Raw genomic sequence first — 18,690 nt, 5'->3', positions numbered from 1 at the left:
ATCCAGCCCCCGCCGCGCGTCAGGCTGTTCGCAACCTCATTGTCGCACCACCCACTCTGGAAATGCCGGTAGTTCGAGGTGTCCATCTGGTTCGCGAAGGCAAGACGGATAAGGTTCTCGCTTACCTGCAGGCCGCTCGTTCCGGTATCTATGCCTGAACGGTCGCCTTCATGCCAGGCTGGGTGGCCATAAACTGCTATGCTTCTTGCACGCCGTCATATCCAGCCGCCTGCGCTGCCGTGACGAACTTACGATCAAAAGTCGCGAAGCCAACGCAGTGAGCAGATTTGCCCAGATGCAGCGCATCAGCGAAATCCAATCCCCTTTCCGAGAGGTCGAGCGCGGACGACACGACCGTCCCGTCTTCCACCTCTACCGTAGGGAGCCCGCTAAACGCCCGTAGCGTGCGGGCGATTTCGAGCGGTGCCAAACCGTAGGCGCTGCGCAACACCCACTCGACCTCCAGCATTACCGTGACGGCGACAAAGACTGGCTGGCTATCGATCAACGCGCGGGCGCGGGAAGACTGAGTCGGGTGATCGTCCGTCAGGTAGCGGACGATCAGGTTGGTATCAATCGCGAGCATGGCGCCGCCGCGCTTCGGCGAGCACGCCCGCGTCCATTTCTTCCAACGTCTTCGGTCTGCCGCTATAGCGCAGCGATCCAAACACGTCCTCTGGCCGCGTCTCGGCGAAGACTGGCGCAGGCTTCAGTAGCACTCCCTCCGGGGTATCTTCGACCAGAAGGCGTGTGCCGGCGTCCCATTCTCTCCGTTTCCGGATCGAACTGGGCAGGATGACCTGTCCCTTGGTCGAGACGGTGGTCACGAGCTTTTCCGCGGCAGCCATGATGGCGCTCCTCTGGATGTAAGACGAACGTAAGATAAGTGAAGATCGCGCCCAATTCAAGGCTCGAATAGCTCAATGGGACGACAGGACGGACAGGGTGTTCGAAACAGCGATGCCGGACCGCCGGCCGCATCAAACCCTGGTGCCGCCGACCGTCATCTGGTTCATCCTGAGATGCGGCTGGCCGACGCCGACCGGCACGCCCTGTCCGGCCTTGCCGCACATGCCGATGCCGGTGTCGAGCGTCATGTCGTTACCGATCATCGCCACACGATGCATGGCATCCGGCCCGTTGCCGATCAGCATGGCGCCCTTGATCGGCTGCGTTACCTTGCCGTTCTCGATCATGTAGGCCTCGGTGCAACCGAACACGAACTTGCCCGAAGTGATGTCGACCTGGCCGCCGCCGAACGACACGGCATAGATGCCGTTCTTGACCGAGGCAATGATTTCCTCCGGCTCCATGTCGCCTGCGGTCATGTAGGTGTTGGTCATGCGCGGCATCGGCTCGTGTGCGTAACCTTGGCGCCGCCCGTTGCCGGTGGCTTTCATGCCCATCAGACGCGCGTTCTGGCGGTCCTGCATGTAACCGACCAGCTTGCCATCGTCGATCAACACGTTGTGGGCAGAAGGCGTGCCTTCATCGTCGACGGTCAGCGAACCACGCCGTTCGGGAATGGTGCCGTCGTCGACGACGGTGACGCCTTTCGCCGCCACCTGCTGGCCAAGCAGGCCGGCGAAGGCAGACGTCTTCTTGCGGTTGAAATCGCCTTCCAGCCCGTGGCCGACGGCCTCGTGCAGCATGACGCCCGGCCAGCCGCTCGACAGCACGATGTCGAAAGTGCCGGCAGGCGCGGGAACCGCTTCGAGATTGACCAGTGCTTGCCGCAGCGCCTCCTTGGCCGCATGCTTCCAGCTGTCCTCGATCAGGAACTCGCCAAAATCCTTGCGCCCGCCCATGCCGTAGGAGCCGCTCTCCTGGCGGTCACCGTCGCCGACCACCACCGACACGTTGATCCTGACCAGCGGGCGGATGTCGCGGACCATCTGGCCATCAGCGCGCACGATCTCGACATGCTGCCAAGAGGCGGCGAGCGACGCCGTCACCTGCCGGACGCGCGGGTCCTCCGATCGCAGCCAGGCATCGATTTCCTGAAGCAGCTTGGCCTTGGTCTCGAAGGAAGGCGAGGGGATAGGGTTTCCGTCACCGTAGAGATGGCGGTTGGTGCGGGCGGGAGCCGCAGCAAGCCTGCCGGAATAGCCGCTCTTCACCGTCGAAACCGCGTCGGCGGCGCGCAGCAGCGAGGCTTCGGAGAGATCACTGGAATGGGCGTAGCCGCTGGCCTCGCCGGCGACTGCGCGCAGGCCAAAACCCTGGTCGGTGTTGAAATTGGCGGTCTTCAGCTTGCCATTGTCGAACATCAGCGCTTCGCTTTCGCTGTATTCGAGAAACAGTTCACCGTCGTCGGCGCCGTTTATAGTCTCGGCGACGATCTGCTTGATGCGATCGTCGGAAATGTCGAATTGGCCGATCAGGCTGTTCATGGCGCTGGCCTCTTGAGAAGTGATTTACGGCATGTAGGCGCCTGGGCGCCGTTCGGCAACTTCACGGTGGAACACCACGACCTAAGTCAAGCGGCGTGCCATCATGATTTCGTCGATCTCCCTGCCTTCATGAAGAAAGCCGGCCGGTATGCAGCCTACTTCGTGAAAACCTTCTCGTTGATAGAATCGTATGGCCGCTGGATTTTCAGCACTTACAGCCAGCTCGACCTGCCTTATGCCCAATGCTCGGGCGTGATCGAGCAGCAGATTGAGCATCTTGACGGCGTATCCGCCGCCACGCTCGCTGCCGCGCAAATAGACCATGACGATCGTCGCGCGGTGCGCCATCTTGCTGGCCGGCTGGCGCATCAGGCCCATTATGCCGACAGGTTCCCCGCTCCGAAAGCTGACGACAACCAGGTTGTTCGTCAGGCGCCGCCGCCATTCCTCGTCGGGAAGTTGCTCCCATTCCGCTGCGCTGCTGGCGAAGGCTTCGGGCGCAGCGCGCAAAGCCTCCAGGCGAATTCGCCTGAATATCTCGAAGTCGTCCGCATCGAGCAGTTTCAGCGTCAACGTGCAGCCTCAAGGCAGGGCGGCAAAGCCGTCGGCGAAACCCTTGAGGTCGACGGGAATGCCGATGCCCTCCTCCGGCGTCTGGAAGACGATGAAGGTGGCGGACGTACCGGTCTTCAGCGTGTCGAGCAGCGGCTTTTCCAGGATGACCTCGGCGTAGCAGCCGTCCTGGAAACAGCGCACGAAATAGGCGCGGCCGATATCCTTGCCGTCGACATTGAGGCCGAGCCCGTTGGGCAACAGCACGCCGAGCGGCGCCAGCACGCGAAGGATTTCGGCCTTATTGTCGGCTGTACGCAGCACGACGACGGAAAGACCCATTTCCGGGCGGTCCTCGGCGACGACGTTCTGCATCATCACGCATTGTTCGGACGTAGCACCGGCCGGCGTATCGCAGATGATCGACCACGCCCCATGCGTCGACTTCACCGTGCCGCTTGGCTGCGCGGCATTGGCCAGGCCGGCGCCGGGCAAGGCTATTGCGGCGGCAACAAGGATGACCTTCGCCAAGGTTCTCGAAAGCCAAGGGTTCATGACGGCTCCATTGCGAATCACGGCACTTTAAGCCGCACTAAACCCAAGTAAAGGACGAGACCCCGGCGATCTGCCCCGACACAGGCGACAATGCGCTTTTCAGTGCCAATTTCGCCCTAATTGCGACGGTTCCGCGCGCCGCGCGGCTCATTCTACTCGGATGCCGCTCTGGTGATTCGCGGCGAGCCATCACCGCACGAAGCCAGCGCCGCGCTTGCGCGCAAAAATGCCGCACGGGTTCCGGCGCTCCTTTCTTGCGGAGGCAAATAGAGTATGGTTTGAACCAGCCTTGAATTGTCCGGGATTCCCGTCCCGGCATTGTTCGACATTCTTGCGGTCCGATCGCGAGGAACTGGGAGATAACGAGGGCGATGAGAAAATTCCTGGCAACCGCCAAAATCGTAGCTAGTGCCGCCGCCACGTTGTTTGCCGCTGCATCGGCTCGTGCAGCCCAGCCCCAGCCTTGGGAAACCAGTTTTCAGCCTGCGGCGACCGACATTATGAGGCAGATCGAGTGGTTCGGGAACTACTCGTTCGCGTTCATCATTGTGATCACCGCCTTGGTGCTTTTCCTGATCGCCTACTGCATTTTGCGGTTCCGGGCGAGCGTCAACCCGACCCCGTCGCGCACCAGCCACAACACGCTGATCGAGGTCATCTGGACTGTCGGTCCCGTCGTGATCCTGCTCTGTCTCGCCATTCCCTCGTTCCAGCTGCTGACCGCGCAGTACACGCCGCCGGAAGAAGCCAAGCTGACCGTCAAGGCGACCGGAAATCAGTGGAACTGGGACTACGAATACCAGGTCGACAATACGCTTTCCTTCAATTCCGCGATCCTTCAGGATGCCGACAGGGCTGCTGCCGGCAAGGAAGATCGCGCCGCGTATCCGCGCCTGCTCGCCGTCGACAATGAGATGGTGGTGCCGGTCAACACCATGACCCGGGTGCTGGTGACGGCGACCGACGTCATTCACGCGTTTGCCATGCCGTCCTTCGGCATCAAGACCGATGCGGTGCCGGGCCGCATCAACGAGGTGTGGTTCAAGGCCGACAAGGAAGGCCTCTATTATGGCCAGTGTTCCGAACTCTGCGGCAAGGACCACGCCTTCATGCCGATCGCTATTCGCGTCGTCTCCGATGCGCAATACAAGACCTGGCTGGCGGCAGCCAAGACCGACCTTCCCGGCGCCAACAAGGCGCTGATGGCCGAGGTCGATGGCACGAACAAGGTAGCGGCCGCCGGCAACTGATGCCGCGACCAGAAAAGATTCAGGGAACGGAGCCGATCATGGCAGACGCTGCAGTTCACGACGACCACGACCACAAGCCGTATCATGGCTGGGTCCGGTGGGTGTATTCGACCAACCACAAGGACATTGGCACGCTTTATCTGATCTTCGCGATCATGGCGGGCTGCATCGGTGGCGCCTTGTCGGTCGTCATGCGCATGGAATTGCAGGAGCCGGGCATCCAGATATTCACTGGCCTGGCGCAGATGGTCTACGGCATGAATGGTGACGCCGCTATCGACGGCGGCAAGAGCATGTACAATGCTTTCACCACGGCGCATGCGCTGATCATGATCTTCTTCATGGTGATGCCGGCGCTGATAGGCGGTTTTGCCAACTGGATGGTGCCGATCATGATCGGCGCGCCGGACATGGCCTTCCCGCGCATGAACAACGTCTCGTTCTGGCTGCTGCCGCCGGCTTTCATCCTGCTGATTATCTCCGCCTTCGTCCCGAGTGCGCCCGGCGCCTACGGCGTCGGCGGCGGCTGGACGCTTTATCCGCCGCTATCGACATCGGGCCAGCCCGGACCGGCCATGGACCTGGCGATCCTTTCAATCCACATCGCCGGCGCCTCCTCGATTCTTGGCGCCATCAACTTCATCACCACCATCTTCAACATGCGCGCGCCCGGCATGACCATGCACAAGATGCCGCTGTTCGCCTGGTCGGTGTTGATCACCGCCTTCCTGCTGCTTCTGTCGCTTCCAGTGTTGGCCGGCGGCATCACCATGCTGTTGACCGACCGCAATTTCGGCACCACCTTCTTCGCCCCGGACGGCGGCGGCGATCCGATCCTGTTCCAGCACCTGTTCTGGTTCTTCGGCCATCCGGAGGTCTACATTCTGATCCTCCCGGGTTTCGGCATCATCAGCCACATCATCTCGACCTTTTCGAGGAAGCCAGTGTTCGGTTATCTAGGCATGGCCTATGCGATGGTTGCCATCGGCGCAGTGGGCTTCATCGTCTGGGCCCACCACATGTACACGACGGGCCTGTCACTCGACACACAGCGCTATTTCGTCTTTGCCACCATGGTCATCGCGGTGCCGACGGGTGTGAAGATCTTCTCGTGGATCGCCACTATGTGGGGCGGGTCGATTTCGCTCAAGACGCCGATGCTGTGGGCGATCGGCTTCATCTTCCTGTTCACTGTTGGCGGCGTCACCGGCGTGCAGCTGGCCAATGCCGGCCTCGACCGCCCGCTGCACGACACCTATTTCGTGGTCGCGCACTTCCACTACGTGCTGTCGCTGGGCGCGGTCTTCGCCATCTTCGCCGGCTGGTACTACTGGTTCCCGAAAATGACCGGCTACATGTATTCGCCGGTGATCGCCAACACCCACTTCTGGGTCACTTTCGTCGGCGTCAACCTGGTTTTTTTCCCGCAGCACTTCCTCGGCCTTTCCGGTATGCCGCGTCGCTATATCGACTATCCGGATGCCTTCGCCGGCTGGAATATGGTGTCGTCCTACGGCTCGTACATCTCGGCTGTCGGCGTCGTCATTTTCCTGTTCGGCGTCTTCGAGGCGTTCCAGAAGAAGCGTGTCGCCGGCGCCAATCCTTGGGGCGAGGGTGCGACCACGCTGGAATGGCAGCTGCCTTCGCCGCCGCCGTTCCACCAGTGGGAACAGTTGCCGAAGATCAAGTAGGCGGTTGCCTCCTTTAATACGGAACCGCCGGCCGACCGGCGGTTTTGGCCAACGGAATGATGGACTTTAAGTACGCATGGCCCTTGCCGAAGACAGACTGATTGACGAGCCAGGCTTCCGCATGTCGGAAGCGACGGCGGGCGATTTCTTCGCCCTGCTGAAGCCGCGCGTCATGTCGCTGGTGGTGTTCACCGCGTTTGTCGGCATGGTCGCCGCTCCGGTGACCATCAATCCGCTGCTGGCGGTGATCGCGATCCTGGCTATTGCCATTGGTGCTGGCGCGTCCGGTGCGCTCAACATGTGGTACGACGCAGACATCGATGCGGTGATGACGCGCACCGCCGGCCGTCCCGTGCCGGCCGGCCGCATCCGGCCAGGCGAGGCATTGAGTTTCGGGCTGGTGCTTTCGGTTCTGTCGGTGATGACGCTCGGCGTGCTGGTCAACTGGTTGGCCGCATCGCTTCTGGCCTTCACCATCTTTTTCTATGCTGTCATCTATACGATGTGGCTGAAGCGCCGGACGCCGCAGAACATCGTCATCGGCGGTGCTGCCGGCGCCATTCCGCCGGTCATCGGCTGGGCGGCGGTAACCGGATCGGTCAGCCTCGAAAGCTTGGTGCTGTTCCTGATCATCTTCCTGTGGACGCCACCGCATTTCTGGGCGCTCGCGCTGTTCAAGTCGGAGGACTACGCCAAGGCAGGCATTCCGATGATGCCGAATGTCGCCGGCCATCCCGCGACCAGGCGCCAGATCTTTGCCTATGCGCTGGTCCTCGCGCCGGTTGGCGTGCTGCCATGGGTTCTTGGCTTCACTACGCCGGCCTATGGCATCGTTGCGTTGCTGCTCGGCGTCGGCTTCCTATGGTATGCGTGGAAGGTGCTGCAAATGGCCGATGACGACAGGGCGATGAAGCCGGCCAAGGCCTTGTTCGGCTATTCGCTGCTTTATCTCTTCGCCATCTTCGCCACCTACCTTGGCGATTGCGTCGTCGCGCGCGCGCTGACCGTCGGCGGAGCATGAGCATGGCCGAAAAGAAGCTTGAACTGGTCACGCTGACCGAACGTCAGCAGAAGGCGCGCCGCAATCGCTCGGCCGCAATCGGTTTCGCGCTGGCGGCGCTGGTCGTCATATTCTACGTCGCGACCATCGTGAAATTTGGCCACAGTTTCCCTGGCTCGATGTGAGCTGACGATGACCAGGCAAACAGTCACCGATCCTACGAAGAAGAATACGAACCGCGTCGTCGCTGCCGTCTGCATCGCGTTCTTCGGCGGCATGATCGGCATGGCCTACGCCGCAGTGCCGCTCTATGCGATGTTCTGCCAGGCGACAGGCTACGGCGGCACCGTCAAACGGGCGACCCAGCAATATGCCGATAGGGTGCTCGACCGCGACATCACCATCCGCTTCGATGCCAACACCGCCGGCGTTCCCTGGCAATTCCAGCCGGTCGACCGCTCGATCACCATCAAGATCGGCGAGACCGCCGAGGCGCATTTCAGCGCGACGAACAAATTCAGCCGGCCCATCACCGGACGCGCCACCTTCAACGTGCAGCCGGAACTGGCTGGGCCTTACTTCAACAAGGTCGAGTGTTTCTGCTTCACCGACACGACGCTGAAGCCGGGCGAGACGCTGGACATGCCGGTCGTGTTCTATGTCGATCCCGACATCGTCAACGCGCCGGAATTGAAGGATTTGAGGACGATTACCCTGTCCTACACGATGTTCCCGGTCGACAAGACCAAGCCGGTCGCATCATCGGTGCCGGCCGACGGCCGCCGCAACAAGATTTCAGATACCGAAGCAAGCCTCGGGGGTTGATATGGCAGACGCACACGCAAAACCACAGCATGACTATCATCTCGTCGACCCGAGCCCGTGGCCTTTCCTGGGCTCCGTCGGGGCACTGGTGACCGCGATCGGCGGCGTCTGTTACATGCAGTATCTCAAGGGCGGCGATTTCCCGATCTTCGGTTTCAACATTGCCAATCCGTGGCTGTTCTTCATTGGCCTTTTGATCGTCATCTACACGATGTTCGCTTGGTGGTCTGACACCATCAAGGAGGCGCATGAGGGTCGCCACACCCGCGTCGTGTCGCTGCATCTGCGCTACGGCATGATCATGTTCATTGCCTCCGAGGTGATGTTCTTCGTCGCCTGGTTCTGGGCCTTCTTCGACGCCAGCCTGTTCCCGGGCGAGGTCCATCAATACGCCCGCACCGCCTTCACCGGCGGCGTCTGGCCGCCCAAGGGCATCGAAGTTCTCGACCCCTTCCATCTGCCGCTCTACAACACCGTCATCCTGCTTTTGTCGGGCACCACGGTGACATGGGCGCATCACTCGCTCATCCACGGCGACCGCAAAGGCCTGATCAATGGCTTGCTGCTGACCGTCGGCCTCGGCATGCTGTTCACCATGGTGCAGGCCTACGAGTACATGCACGCGCCGTTCGGCTTCAGGGACTCAATCTACGGCGCCACCTTCTTCATGGCGACCGGCTTCCATGGCTTCCACGTCATCATCGGCACGATCTTCCTGTTGGTCTGCCTGATCCGCGCCATGAAGGGCGACTTCACGCCCAAGCAGCATTTCGGCTTCGAGGCCGCCGCCTGGTACTGGCACTTCGTCGACGTGGTGTGGCTGTTCCTGTTTGCCTCGATCTACGTCTGGGCCTCGAACGGCGCGATGATCGAACCCCATTGAGATCGACCTGAGGAAATCGACAAGGCGGCTGCGGCGGCGCGGCCGCCTTATCTTTTGCGGCAAATGCTCCTAGGATGATCCGATGAGCGAGGACAAGGCGATCTGGCCACCAATCGATCCGATCTCGGCCGGCCTGTATGGCCGCTGCCCGCGCTGCGGCGAGGGCAAGCTGTTTTCGGGATTCCTCACGGTCGGCAATCGCTGCACCAATTGCGGCCTCGATTATTCCTTCGCCGATGCCGGCGACGGGCCGGCGGTGTTCGTTATCCTGATCATCGGCTTCATCGTCGTCGGCCTGGCGTTGTGGACGGAGGTGACGCTCAATCCGCCGCTCTGGCTGCATCTGCTGCTGTGGATTCCGCTGACGCTAGTGCTTTGCCTGGCGGCGCTCCGGCTGATCAAGGGCGTGCTGCTGACGCTGCAATACCGCAACAAGGCGGCCGAGGGCCGGCTGGACCGCGGCGAATGAGCGAGGCATCAGGTTTGGTGGCCGGCCGGTCGCGGCCCAAGCGCGCATTGGCGCTCGGCCTGGGTATCATCGTGTTTTTGATCCTGCTGGCGCTCGGCACCTGGCAGGTTCAGCGACTGCACTGGAAAGAGGGCCTTCTCCAGACGATAGACCAGCGCACGCATTCGGCGCCTGTGCCATTGGCCGAGGTCGAAAAGCGGTTTGCTGCCACCGGCGACGTGGACTACACGCCGGTAACGGTGACCGGCACTTTCTTGCATCAAGGCGAGCGGCATTTCCTCGCCACCTGGGAAGGCCAGTCCGGTTTCGATGTCTTCACGCCACTGCAGCTCGACGATGGCCGTTTCGTACTGATCAACCGCGGCTTCGTGCCTTACGATTTCAAGGACCCAGCCAAGCGGCCGCAGGGGCAGGTAACGGGCGAAGTGACGGTGACGGGGCTCGCCCGCAACCCGCTGCCGGCCAGGCCCTCGATGATGCTTCCCGACAATGATCCGCAGAAGAACATCTTCTACTGGAAGGACCGTGATGCGATGGCCTCTAGCGCCGGCCTGCCGGCAGGTGCGGCGCTGGTGCCAATCTTCATCGATGCGAACGCCACGCCCAACCCCGGCGGGCTGCCGGTCGGCGGCGTCACCGTCATCGACCTGCCGAACAGCCATCTGCAATATGCGATAACCTGGTACGGCCTTGCCGCCGCCCTTGCCGGTGTCCTTATCTCCTGGCTCCGCCGCCCGGCGAAAGACCAATGATCGCCGCCACTACCCTTGACAGGGCAGGGGCGCGCACCTCATTTCGCGCCTAGAGCTCAGAAGTCATAGTCCGATCAACCGGCCTACAATCAGCGTAAGATGCAATCATGCTTCACACAAAGCCACCGCTGACCATCCGGCTTTGCCAGCCGCGCGGTTTCTGTGCCGGCGTCGACCGTGCCATCCAGATCGTCGTACTGGCGCTGAAGAAATACGGCGCGCCGGTCTATGTCCGCCACGAGATCGTGCACAACCGCTACGTCGTCGAAGGGCTGCAAAGCCTCGGCGCGGTGTTCATCGAGGAGCTCTCCGAGATCCCGCCCGAGCATCGCCAGAGCCCGGTCGTCTTTTCGGCGCATGGCGTGCCGAAATCGGTGCCGGCCGACGCCCAGTCGCGCAACCTCTTCTATCTCGACGCGACTTGCCCGCTGGTCTCGAAAGTCCACAAGCAGGCAATGCGCCATCAGCGGCTTGGCCGCCACGTGCTTTTGATCGGCCATGCCGGGCATCCAGAGGTGATCGGCACAATGGGCCAGTTGCCGGATGGCGCGGTCACTCTGATCGAGACCGAAGCCGACGCCGCAAGCTTCGTGCCTGCAGACCCGCAGGCGCTCGGCTTCGTGACCCAGACGACGCTGTCGGTCGAGGACACCGCTGGTATCATTCGCGCCCTGCAGCAACGTTTTCCCGAGCTGCACGCGCCGGCGGCGGAATCGATCTGTTATGCCACCACCAATCGCCAGGAAGCGGTCAAGGAAACAGCGGCCGGCGCCGATCTCTTCCTGGTTGTCGGCGCACCTAACTCCTCCAACTCGCGGCGCCTGGTCGAAGTGGCCGAGCGCGCCGGCGCCTCGATGTCGCTTCTCGTGCAGCGCGCCTCCGAAATTCCGTGGAATGAGATTGCTGGCATTTCGACGCTCGGCCTGTCGGCGGGCGCCTCGGCGCCGGAGATCATCGTCGACGAGATCGTCGATGCTTTCAGGCAGCGCTTCGACGTGACCATCGAGCTGGCCGTAACGGCGACGGAGACGGAGGACTTTCCGGTGATGCGGGTGTTGCGCGATGTCGAACTGACGGCTGCCGACATGGCCTTCGTCAACGGGGCCGCGTAACAACGATGGCGGTCTATACTGACGTCAACGAGGGCGAGCTCGGCGCATTCCTCAGGAACTATCCGGTCGGCGACCTCTTGTCCTACAAGGGCATCGCTGAAGGCACCGAAAACTCGAATTTTCTGCTGCACACCAGCAGCGGCTCCTACATCCTGACGCTTTACGAGAAGCGCGTCGACAAGGCTGACCTGCCGTTCTTTCTCGGCCTTATGGCCCACCTCGCCAGAAAGGGCATTTCGTGCCCGCTCCCGGTCACCGCACATGATGGCGGTGTCATTGGAACACTTGCCGGCCGGCCGGCGGTCATCATCACCTTTCTCGAAGGCCTGTCGCTGCGGCGGCCGACGGCTGCGCATTGCAGCGAGGTCGGCAAGGCGCTGGCGGCACTGCATCTCGCCGGCGCGGATTTTCCGATGACCCGCCCCAACGCCCTTGCCATCGATGGCTGGCGCAAGCTGTGGAATGCCGCCCGCGCCCGCGCCGACGAGGTCGAGCCGGGACTGGCGGCCGAGGTCGATGCCGATTTCGCCGATTTCGAGCGGAACTGGCCGAACGGTCTGCCGCAAGGCATCATCCATGCCGATCTTTTCCCGGACAATGTGTTCTTCCTCGGCGAGAAACTGTCCGGGCTGATCGACTTCTATTTCGCCTGCAACGACCTCTACGCCTATGACGTTGCCACGTGCCTGAACGCCTGGTGCTTCGAGAAGGATTTTTCCTTCAATCTGACCAAGGGCACGGCGCTGCTTGCCGGCTACCAAAGCGTGCGGCCGTTGAGCAGTGACGAGAAAGCTGCGCTGCCGATGCTGGCGCGCGGCTCGGCGCTGCGCTTCATGCTGACCCGGCTCTACGACTGGCTGACGGTTCCGGATGGCGGGCTGGTGATGAAACGCGACCCGACCGAGTATATCCGCCGGATGCGCTTCCACCGGGCGATCAACTCTCCTTCCGAATATGGACTGACATGACCAAGCGCGTTGAAATCTTCACCGATGGTGCCTGTTCGGGCAATCCCGGGCCTGGCGGCTGGGGCGCAATCCTGCGCTTCAACGGCGCCATCAAGGAGCTCCATGGTGGCGAGGCTCTGACCACCAACAACCGCATGGAACTGTTGGCGGCGATCTCGGCGCTCAACGCGCTCAAGGAGCCTTGCGTCGTCGACCTTTATACCGACAGCAACTACGTCAAGGACGGCATTTTCGGCTGGATCGATGGCTGGAAGCGCAACGGCTGGAAGACCGCCGCCCGGCAGCCGGTGAAGAATGCCGAGCTGTGGCAGCAGCTCGACGCGGCGCGCAACCGCCATCAGGTCACCTGGCATTGGGTCAAGGGCCATGCCGGCCATCCTGAGAACGAGCGCGCCGACGAATTGGCGCGGCTCGGCATGGCGCCATTCAAGACGAAGTCGGCGAAACCCGTGCTCGCGTCCGTGCCGCCGAAGGAAGGCACCCAGTCCAGGCAATCGGCGGCCAAGAAGGTTCGGCGCTCGACCCAGAGTTATTGATCCGGTTGAACTGGCGTGTCAGCGGATCAGGAGGGCGGTGCCGAACAGTCCGATGGCAAACACCGTATGCGACACAAGATTGAGGGCGCGGACCTGCATCGGATTGGGCCGCTTCGAAGCGGCCCAGCCGGCGCCCATGCCGGGCGCCAGCAGGAACCAGCCGGCGCCGACGGTGACGATGCCGAGGATAAAGGCCGGCAGGAAGGTCGGCGCGGTGAGCCAGGCCGTCCCGGCCAGCACGACCAGTATGATGCCGTAGACGATACCGACAGCATAATGAAAGGCCCAGCCAAGTACTGATTCATGTGGGTAGGGCGAGGCCTCGCCAATGTCATCATGGAAGACCTTGCCCTCCCTGAGATGCCAGACCCAGCGGCCGACCAGCCCCCAGTTCGGGCGCGGTTGGGCAAAGGCCTTGTTCAGGAAAATCGCCCAGACATCCATAAGCGCGGTTGCGCCGATGCCGATCGCGACGCTGCGCCACAAGATGTCAGACATAATCGAGGTCCCCAAAAGCAAGCAGTCCCGAAGGGCCGACACATGGCCCCGAAAACCGGGTCGGCTTTCGGAAGGATCATGCGCCGATGCAAAAGTCAGCGTCCTTTGGACGTTGAGCGCTCGAAGGCGCCCTTTGCCGTGCCTGGCCTAGGCTGTCGCCAGGACGGAAAGCTGTCCGAGAATGTGAGCCGCACCGGACTCGTCGACGCCGGGCTTTGTCTCGACATTGAGTGCGGTGACCTTGCCGTCCTCGACGATCATCGAAAAGCGCTTCGAGCGCAGCCCCATGCCGCCGCTGGAGAGGTCGGCGTCGAGGCCGACCGATTTGGCGAAATCGCCATTGCCATCGGCAAGGTAAAGGATTTTGCCTTCACCGCCGCTGAAGCGGGCCCAAGCCCCCATGACGTGAACATCGTTGACCGAGACAACGGCGATAGTGTCGACGCCGCGCGCCAGGATGGCGTCGTAATTGTCCAGGTAGCCGGGCAGATGATTGTTGCTGCAGGTCGGCGTGAAAGCGCCTGGAACGCCAAACAGCACGACCGTCTTTCCTGAGAATATCTCGCCCGTCGTGATCGGCTTTGCACCGTCGGCGGTCATTGTCTTGAAGGTCGCATCGGGCAGTTTGTCGCCAACGGAGATCGTCATGATGGTCCTCGTTTGGAAATGGAAGGGAGTGTCCTTGCGATAGCGAATTAAGGCGCGCCCGGCAACCGTCCAGACGTTGGCATCACGGGAATGGCAACAGGCCTTCGACCGCGCCTGCGGCACTTGTCAGTGTGTAGTGCAGGCCGCCATCCGTTGGCGTTGTCGACGGCCTGTCGAGGATCGGCACAGTAAAGATCAGCTTGCCATCCTTTTCGCTGCGTGCCGGGGCACCGAACATGTAGTCGCGTTCGCCGGCAACGAAGAAGTCGGCGCCCTCGGGGCTGCCCGGAAAGCTCGCTTCGACAATCAGCGTTTCGTGGTCGCCCGGCAGTACGTTTATGCCGAAATCGGGCGTTGCCGTGGCGGGCAGGGTGGCAAGGCCTGCCTTGACCAGTGCCGTGTCCTCGGCGTTGTCCGGATCGGCGCCGGGATCGACGGTCAGTCTTGTTTGCACGGGGATGCAGATGGTTTCGCAGATGCCGAGGAAAATGTCCGCATCGATGACGGCCGGCTGGCCGGGCGTGGCAAGCGTGAACGTCACCGGCAACGAAACCGGGTGGTCGTAGCCGGCCCATTTGCCATAGCCGTCGTCATGGCGCTGCGGCGGCGGAAACAAAAGCGTCGCGTCGGCAATGTTGGTGCTGGCCGAGACGTCGATCTGTGGCGGCACGCCCGCATCGCCCGGATCGCGCCAATAGGTTTTCCAGCCGGGCTTCAGCGCAATGTCGAGGACGCCCTGGAGACGTCCGGCCTCGTCGGCTTTGCCGCTCGTCACCAGCCTCACCCTGCCGCCTTCGCTGTTGTACCAGGCCGACGAGGAGGCTGAGGCTGGGAGGGCGGTCGCCGATCCAATGGCCACACCAAGCAGCAGGATTTTCAAGCTTTGCATGACGGTGATTTGATCGTCCGTTGATGGCTACACAATGATTTCATGACGCGGCTGCATCATATTTGCGTGACCTTCGATTTACGAGCCTGATCAAATCGAGCGCCGCCCATCTTTTCGAGGCTTCGGAAACGCGTTACGCTGTGGCCATGGATTTGTTGCGCCATAAAAGGACGGCCACAGGACCCGGCTTTCTCGACGACCAGTTCCTGATCGCCATGCCCGGCATGAAGGACGACCGCTTCACGCGCTCTGTCATCTACATTTGCGCGCACAGCGACGAAGGCGCGATGGGGCTGATCATCAACCAGACGCAGCAGATGCTGTTTCCGGACCTGCTCGTGCAACTTGGCATCATGAATGAGATGGAGGCGATCCGTCTGCCGGCGCCGGCGCGCGACTTTGTCGTGCGCAATGGCGGACCGGTGGATCGCAGCCGCGGCTTCGTCCTGCATTCGGGCGACTACCGGGTGGAATCCTCGCTCGCCGTGTCCGACGACGTCTGCTTGACCGCGACCGTCGACATATTGCGCGCCATCTCCTCCGGCCGCGGACCCCGGCGGGCTCTGATGGCGCTCGGCTATGCCGGCTGGGGCGCGGGCCAGCTTGAAAACGAGATCGCCGAGAATGGATGGCTGACTTGCCCGGCAAGTGCCGAGCTTCTGTTCGACGCCGACATCGACCGCAAATACGACCGGATCCTTGCCTCGATCGGCATCGATCTCGCGCATCTCAGCCTGGCTGCCGGTCACGCCTGAGCCCTCATCACGTCCCCGAAACTTGTCACGCTTGAGTGAGCGGATACTGTTCCTTCAGCGTCTTCAGCACCTGGTCGCCGGGCATCGGCGCGCCGAACATGAAGCTCTGCACGTATTCGCAGCCCATCTGCCGCAGCTCCAGCGCATCGCTCTCGTCCGAAATGCCTTCGGCAACGACCGACAGGCCGAGCTCATGTGCCATGTTGACCATGGACTTGAGCAGCACCGCGCGTTTCGGCGTCGCGTCGTCGACGAAGCTCTTGTCGATCTTGATGGTGTCGAAAGGAAAGCGCGTCAGATAGGCCAGCGATGAATAGCCGGTGCCGAAATCGTCCAACGACAGGCCGATCCCAAGCTGCTTCAGCTTGGTCAGCACATGGGCAGTCTGCTCGGGATTGTCCATCACCAGCGATTCGGTGAGTTCGAGCCGGAAGCAGCGCGGTTTCAGGTTGGCTCGCGCGATCACCGAGCGGACGTCGCTGACCAGGTCGCGGCGGATGAGCTGGCGGCTGGACAGATTGACCGAGACCGACAGCGGCGCATCGCCGATCTGCTTTTGCCATCCGGCCAGGTCTTCGGCAGCCTGCTGCATGGCGAACAGCCCAAGCTGCACGATCAGGCCGCAGTTTTCTGCAACCGGAATGAAATCCGCCGGCGGGATCATGCCGCGCCGCGGATGGTCCCAGCGCAGCAACGCTTCGAAGCCGGCAACGCTGCCGTCCTCCAGCCGCACGATCGGCTGATAGGCGAGCGTGAATTCGCGTCGCTCGATGGCGCGGCGCAGGTCGGACTCGAACTGCAGCCGGTCGGTGCCGACGGTGCGGAAGGCGGGCCGGAACGGCTCGATTCTGTCGCCGCCGAAGCGCTTGGCTTGATGCATGGCAAGCTCGGCATCCTTGACCATGTCCTCGGCCGAGGTCTGCGTGGACGTCCAGGTGATCAGCCCGATCGAGGCGGTCAGCACGATCTCGCGCTTGGCGAAGGTGATCGGGTTGTTGATGGCGTGCTTGATGGCATCGGCGATGGCCGCGATGCGAGCCGGATCCTGCTCCGACAAAAGCATCAGCGCGAACTGGTCGCCGGCAAAGCGCGACAGCGAATCCTTCGGCTTGAGCAGCCGGTGCAGCCGCCGCGCTATGGTCAAAAGGATGGTATCGCCGGCCGAGATGCCGAGCCCGTCATTGACCTGCTTGAAGCGATCGATGTCGATGACGAAGACGGTCGGGCGCACCTTCTCTTCGGTGCGGGCGATCGAAATGATCGCCTCCAGCCGGTTCATGAACAGCTCGCGGTTGGGCAAGCCGGTCAGATTGTCGTGCACGGCGTCGTGCAGCAGCCGTTCCTCGGACTTCTTCTGCTCCGTCACGTCGACCATGGTGCCGACGCAGCGGATGACCTCGCCGTCCGAGCCGATCACCGGCCGGGCGCGCAGCGCAAACCAGTGATAGTGCCCGTCGGCGCCGCGCAGACGGAAATTTTGCGACACCCGGCCACGCCGGTGCTCGAGCACCACGTCGAGCGTCGTGCGAAACGTGTCGCGGTCGTCGGCATGCAGCACCGGCAGCCAGTTGCGGGCGGGGCCGCCGAGACTGTTGGGGGCAAGGCCAAGCTGAATGCTGACGTCGGGACGAGTGACGACGCGGTCGCGCAGCACGTCCCAGTCCCACACAGTATCGCCCGATCCAGCAACCGCCAGCGCCTGCCGCTCGAGATCGGAGAACAGGCCCTGATGCAGGGCGCCGCCAGCAAAAGCGTGCTGCATCACCGTGAAGCCGATCAGCAGGATGATGAGGATCAGCCCGCCGCCCAGCGCCGGCTGGGCGATATCGTTGTCCAGCATGCCGGTGATCGCCATCCACGATCCGCATAGCCACAGCAGAACCATCACCCAACTGGGCACGAGCATGATGGCGCGGTCGTAACCGCGGATACCGAGGAAGATGATCAAGCCGAGCCCGGTCAGTGCGGTGGCGGCGAAGGACAGCCTGGCAATGCCGGCGGCAACCGCCGGATCGATGATGGCGACGCCGGCGATCAGCACCAGCCCGAGAATCCAGACCAGCGCGCCGTAGCTGAAATGGCCGTGCCACCGGTTGAGGTTGAGATAGGCAAACAGGAACACCACGAAGGTCGCCGCAAGCGCCACCTCCGTTCCGGCGCGCCACATCTGCTCGTTGCCCGGGGATATTTCTATGATCTTGTTAAGAAAGCCGAAATCGACGCAGATATACGCAAGCACCGCCCAGGCAAGGGCCGCCGTCGCCGGAAACATCGAGGTCCCCTTGACGACGAAAAGAATGGTCAGGAACAGCGCCAGCAGGCCGGCGATGCCGATGACGATGCCACGAAACAGCGTGTAGGAATTGACCGAGTCCTTGTAGGATTCAGGATCCCACAGATAGACCTGCGGCAGCTTGGGCGAGGCGAGCTCGGCGATGAAGGTGATCACCGTTCCGGGGTTCAACGTCACCCGGAACACGTCGGCGTCGGGGCTGGTCTGGCGGTCGAGCGCAAAGCCTTCGCTGGGCGTGATCGCAGCGATACGGGTCGAGCCGAGATCCGGCCAAAACAGGCCGGAATTCACCAGCCGGAAATGCGGTGCTACAATCAGCCTGTCGAGCTGCTGGTCGGTGGTGTTAGCGAGCGCGAACACCGCCCAGTCGCCGGTCGAGCGCACGTCATTGGCCTCGACCTCGATGCGCCGCACGATGCCGTCCGGGCCGGGTGCCGTCGAGACCTGGAAATTCTCGCCCTGGTTGCGGTAGATTGCGACGGCGCCCGAAAGGTCGAGCGCCACGTCGTCGCGGGCGATCTTGATCGGTTCGACCGCAAACGCCGACGATGCCGCGCAGAGCGTGACGATTGCCGCCAGCATAAAGGCAAGCAGCGACCCGTTGCGCAGAAAATTCGTCAA

Annotated in this window: 21 protein-coding genes; 12 read left to right on the top strand and 9 right to left on the bottom strand. The window is 62.3% G+C overall.

The annotated features are described in order from the left end of the window. Positions 1 to 196: 196 nt before the first annotated feature. The 5 genes from NKJ17_RS14160 to NKJ17_RS14140 all read right to left on the bottom strand — a co-directional run bounded on the left by NKJ17_RS14160 (position 197) and on the right by NKJ17_RS14140 (position 3,500). Complete coding sequence (locus NKJ17_RS14160) at positions 197 to 586, bottom strand: type II toxin-antitoxin system VapC family toxin (protein ID WP_352505217.1); 390 nt, start codon at positions 584 to 586, stop codon at positions 197 to 199. Next, complete coding sequence (locus NKJ17_RS14155) at positions 573 to 848, bottom strand: AbrB/MazE/SpoVT family DNA-binding domain-containing protein (RefSeq protein WP_254818449.1); 276 nt, start codon at positions 846 to 848, stop codon at positions 573 to 575. Before NKJ17_RS14155 ends, NKJ17_RS14160 begins: the two co-directional genes overlap by 14 nt. Positions 849 to 980: 132 nt before the next feature. After that, positions 981 to 2,393 (bottom strand): metalloprotease TldD, encoded by a 1,413-nt coding sequence (gene tldD / locus NKJ17_RS14150; RefSeq protein ID WP_352505216.1) that lies wholly within the window; start codon positions 2,391 to 2,393, stop codon positions 981 to 983. An 81-nt stretch (positions 2,394 to 2,474) separates the two neighbouring features. Continuing rightward, a complete protein-coding gene (locus NKJ17_RS14145; protein WP_352505215.1) occupies positions 2,475 to 2,966 on the bottom strand; it encodes a GNAT family N-acetyltransferase in 492 nt (163 codons plus the stop codon). A 9-nt stretch (positions 2,967 to 2,975) separates the two neighbouring features. Then, the gene (locus tag NKJ17_RS14140; protein WP_254818452.1) at positions 2,976 to 3,500 is read right to left on the bottom strand and encodes an invasion associated locus B family protein; all 525 of its coding nucleotides are present in this window, start codon (positions 3,498 to 3,500) and stop codon (positions 2,976 to 2,978) included. 371 nt (positions 3,501 to 3,871) lie between these two features. On the opposite strand from NKJ17_RS14140, the gene coxB reads away from it, so the two are divergent. The 11 genes from coxB to rnhA all read left to right on the top strand — a co-directional run bounded on the left by coxB (position 3,872) and on the right by rnhA (position 12,986). Next, on the top strand, positions 3,872 to 4,750 hold the full coding sequence (gene coxB / locus NKJ17_RS14135) for a cytochrome c oxidase subunit II (RefSeq protein WP_254818655.1): 879 nt from the start codon (positions 3,872 to 3,874) through the stop codon (positions 4,748 to 4,750). Positions 4,751 to 4,788: 38 nt separating this feature from the next. Beyond that, positions 4,789 to 6,441: a cytochrome c oxidase subunit I gene (gene ctaD / locus NKJ17_RS14130; protein WP_352476671.1), complete on the top strand. Its 1,653-nt coding sequence runs from the start codon at positions 4,789 to 4,791 to the stop codon at positions 6,439 to 6,441. A gap of 76 nt (positions 6,442 to 6,517) precedes the next feature. Then, the gene (locus NKJ17_RS14125; RefSeq protein ID WP_352688992.1) at positions 6,518 to 7,462 is read left to right on the top strand and encodes a heme o synthase; all 945 of its coding nucleotides are present in this window, start codon (positions 6,518 to 6,520) and stop codon (positions 7,460 to 7,462) included. Next, complete coding sequence (locus tag NKJ17_RS14120) at positions 7,459 to 7,626, top strand: cytochrome c oxidase system small membrane protein (protein WP_023674135.1); 168 nt, start codon at positions 7,459 to 7,461, stop codon at positions 7,624 to 7,626. Before NKJ17_RS14125 ends, NKJ17_RS14120 begins: the two co-directional genes overlap by 4 nt. Positions 7,627 to 7,633: 7 nt before the next feature. Then, a complete protein-coding gene (locus NKJ17_RS14115; protein ID WP_352476673.1) occupies positions 7,634 to 8,266 on the top strand; it encodes a cytochrome c oxidase assembly protein in 633 nt (210 codons plus the stop codon). A 1-nt stretch (position 8,267) separates the two neighbouring features. Beyond that, the gene (locus NKJ17_RS14110; protein WP_352688989.1) at positions 8,268 to 9,149 is read left to right on the top strand and encodes a cytochrome c oxidase subunit 3; all 882 of its coding nucleotides are present in this window, start codon (positions 8,268 to 8,270) and stop codon (positions 9,147 to 9,149) included. Positions 9,150 to 9,231: 82 nt separating this feature from the next. After that, a complete protein-coding gene (locus NKJ17_RS14105) occupies positions 9,232 to 9,618 on the top strand; it encodes a DUF983 domain-containing protein (RefSeq protein ID WP_352688986.1) in 387 nt (128 codons plus the stop codon). Beyond that, positions 9,615 to 10,370, top strand: a complete 756-nt coding sequence (locus tag NKJ17_RS14100; RefSeq protein ID WP_352688983.1) for an SURF1 family protein — start codon at positions 9,615 to 9,617, stop codon at positions 10,368 to 10,370. The genes NKJ17_RS14105 and NKJ17_RS14100 overlap by 4 nt, the downstream gene beginning before the upstream one ends. Positions 10,371 to 10,477: 107 nt before the next feature. Next, positions 10,478 to 11,482, top strand: a complete 1,005-nt coding sequence (gene ispH / locus NKJ17_RS14095) for a 4-hydroxy-3-methylbut-2-enyl diphosphate reductase (RefSeq protein ID WP_254818458.1) — start codon at positions 10,478 to 10,480, stop codon at positions 11,480 to 11,482. A 5-nt stretch (positions 11,483 to 11,487) separates the two neighbouring features. Further along, the gene (locus NKJ17_RS14090) at positions 11,488 to 12,450 is read left to right on the top strand and encodes a homoserine kinase (protein WP_352688980.1); all 963 of its coding nucleotides are present in this window, start codon (positions 11,488 to 11,490) and stop codon (positions 12,448 to 12,450) included. Next, on the top strand, positions 12,447 to 12,986 hold the full coding sequence (gene rnhA, locus NKJ17_RS14085; protein ID WP_352476676.1) for a ribonuclease HI: 540 nt from the start codon (positions 12,447 to 12,449) through the stop codon (positions 12,984 to 12,986). Before NKJ17_RS14090 ends, rnhA begins: the two co-directional genes overlap by 4 nt. Before the next feature lie 18 nt (positions 12,987 to 13,004). On the opposite strand, the gene NKJ17_RS14080 is transcribed toward rnhA, so the two are convergent. From NKJ17_RS14080 to NKJ17_RS14070, 3 genes are all read right to left on the bottom strand, one after another. Further along, a complete protein-coding gene (locus tag NKJ17_RS14080; protein ID WP_352688977.1) occupies positions 13,005 to 13,484 on the bottom strand; it encodes a DUF2938 domain-containing protein in 480 nt (159 codons plus the stop codon). A gap of 147 nt (positions 13,485 to 13,631) precedes the next feature. Further along, the gene (locus NKJ17_RS14075) at positions 13,632 to 14,132 is read right to left on the bottom strand and encodes a peroxiredoxin (protein WP_352688974.1); all 501 of its coding nucleotides are present in this window, start codon (positions 14,130 to 14,132) and stop codon (positions 13,632 to 13,634) included. An 82-nt stretch (positions 14,133 to 14,214) separates the two neighbouring features. Beyond that, complete coding sequence (locus NKJ17_RS14070) at positions 14,215 to 15,021, bottom strand: protein-disulfide reductase DsbD domain-containing protein (RefSeq protein ID WP_352688971.1); 807 nt, start codon at positions 15,019 to 15,021, stop codon at positions 14,215 to 14,217. 146 nt (positions 15,022 to 15,167) lie between these two features. Here NKJ17_RS14070 and NKJ17_RS14065 point away from each other — a divergent pair, with 146 nt between their 5' ends. Further along, a complete protein-coding gene (locus NKJ17_RS14065; RefSeq protein ID WP_254818656.1) occupies positions 15,168 to 15,776 on the top strand; it encodes a YqgE/AlgH family protein in 609 nt (202 codons plus the stop codon). 25 nt (positions 15,777 to 15,801) lie between these two features. Here the strand turns inward: NKJ17_RS14065 and NKJ17_RS14060 are convergent, their stop codons facing one another. Further along, complete coding sequence (locus NKJ17_RS14060; protein ID WP_352688968.1) at positions 15,802 to 18,690, bottom strand: EAL domain-containing protein; 2,889 nt, start codon at positions 18,688 to 18,690, stop codon at positions 15,802 to 15,804.

This window comes from Mesorhizobium sp. M0208 (assembly GCF_040322015.1).
Taxonomy (GTDB): domain Bacteria; phylum Pseudomonadota; class Alphaproteobacteria; order Rhizobiales; family Rhizobiaceae; genus Mesorhizobium.
Note: the sequence above shows the minus strand (reverse complement) of the source record. Positions and strands in the feature narration are given on the sequence as shown.

Bases quoted from the DNA above. Each gene is read 5' to 3' on its own strand.
- NKJ17_RS14160 (WP_352505217.1), bottom strand. From the start codon at position 586: ATGCTCGCGATTGATACCAACCTGATCGTCCGCTACCTGACGGACGAT.
- NKJ17_RS14155 (WP_254818449.1), bottom strand. From the start codon at position 848: ATGGCTGCCGCGGAAAAGCTCGTGACCACCGTCTCGACCAAGGGACAG.
- tldD (WP_352505216.1), bottom strand. From the start codon at position 2,393: ATGAACAGCCTGATCGGCCAATTCGACATTTCCGACGATCGCATCAAG.
- NKJ17_RS14140 (WP_254818452.1), bottom strand. From the start codon at position 3,500: ATGAACCCTTGGCTTTCGAGAACCTTGGCGAAGGTCATCCTTGTTGCC.
- coxB (WP_254818655.1), top strand. From the start codon at position 3,872: ATGAGAAAATTCCTGGCAACCGCCAAAATCGTAGCTAGTGCCGCCGCC.
- ctaD (WP_352476671.1), top strand. From the start codon at position 4,789: ATGGCAGACGCTGCAGTTCACGACGACCACGACCACAAGCCGTATCAT.
- NKJ17_RS14125 (WP_352688992.1), top strand. From the start codon at position 6,518: ATGGCCCTTGCCGAAGACAGACTGATTGACGAGCCAGGCTTCCGCATG.
- NKJ17_RS14120 (WP_023674135.1), top strand. From the start codon at position 7,459: ATGAGCATGGCCGAAAAGAAGCTTGAACTGGTCACGCTGACCGAACGT.
- NKJ17_RS14115 (WP_352476673.1), top strand. From the start codon at position 7,634: ATGACCAGGCAAACAGTCACCGATCCTACGAAGAAGAATACGAACCGC.
- NKJ17_RS14110 (WP_352688989.1), top strand. From the start codon at position 8,268: ATGGCAGACGCACACGCAAAACCACAGCATGACTATCATCTCGTCGAC.
- NKJ17_RS14105 (WP_352688986.1), top strand. From the start codon at position 9,232: ATGAGCGAGGACAAGGCGATCTGGCCACCAATCGATCCGATCTCGGCC.
- NKJ17_RS14100 (WP_352688983.1), top strand. From the start codon at position 9,615: ATGAGCGAGGCATCAGGTTTGGTGGCCGGCCGGTCGCGGCCCAAGCGC.
- ispH (WP_254818458.1), top strand. From the start codon at position 10,478: ATGCTTCACACAAAGCCACCGCTGACCATCCGGCTTTGCCAGCCGCGC.
- NKJ17_RS14090 (WP_352688980.1), top strand. From the start codon at position 11,488: ATGGCGGTCTATACTGACGTCAACGAGGGCGAGCTCGGCGCATTCCTC.
- rnhA (WP_352476676.1), top strand. From the start codon at position 12,447: ATGACCAAGCGCGTTGAAATCTTCACCGATGGTGCCTGTTCGGGCAAT.
- NKJ17_RS14080 (WP_352688977.1), bottom strand. From the start codon at position 13,484: ATGTCTGACATCTTGTGGCGCAGCGTCGCGATCGGCATCGGCGCAACC.
- NKJ17_RS14075 (WP_352688974.1), bottom strand. From the start codon at position 14,132: ATGACGATCTCCGTTGGCGACAAACTGCCCGATGCGACCTTCAAGACA.
- NKJ17_RS14070 (WP_352688971.1), bottom strand. From the start codon at position 15,021: ATGCAAAGCTTGAAAATCCTGCTGCTTGGTGTGGCCATTGGATCGGCG.
- NKJ17_RS14065 (WP_254818656.1), top strand. From the start codon at position 15,168: ATGGATTTGTTGCGCCATAAAAGGACGGCCACAGGACCCGGCTTTCTC.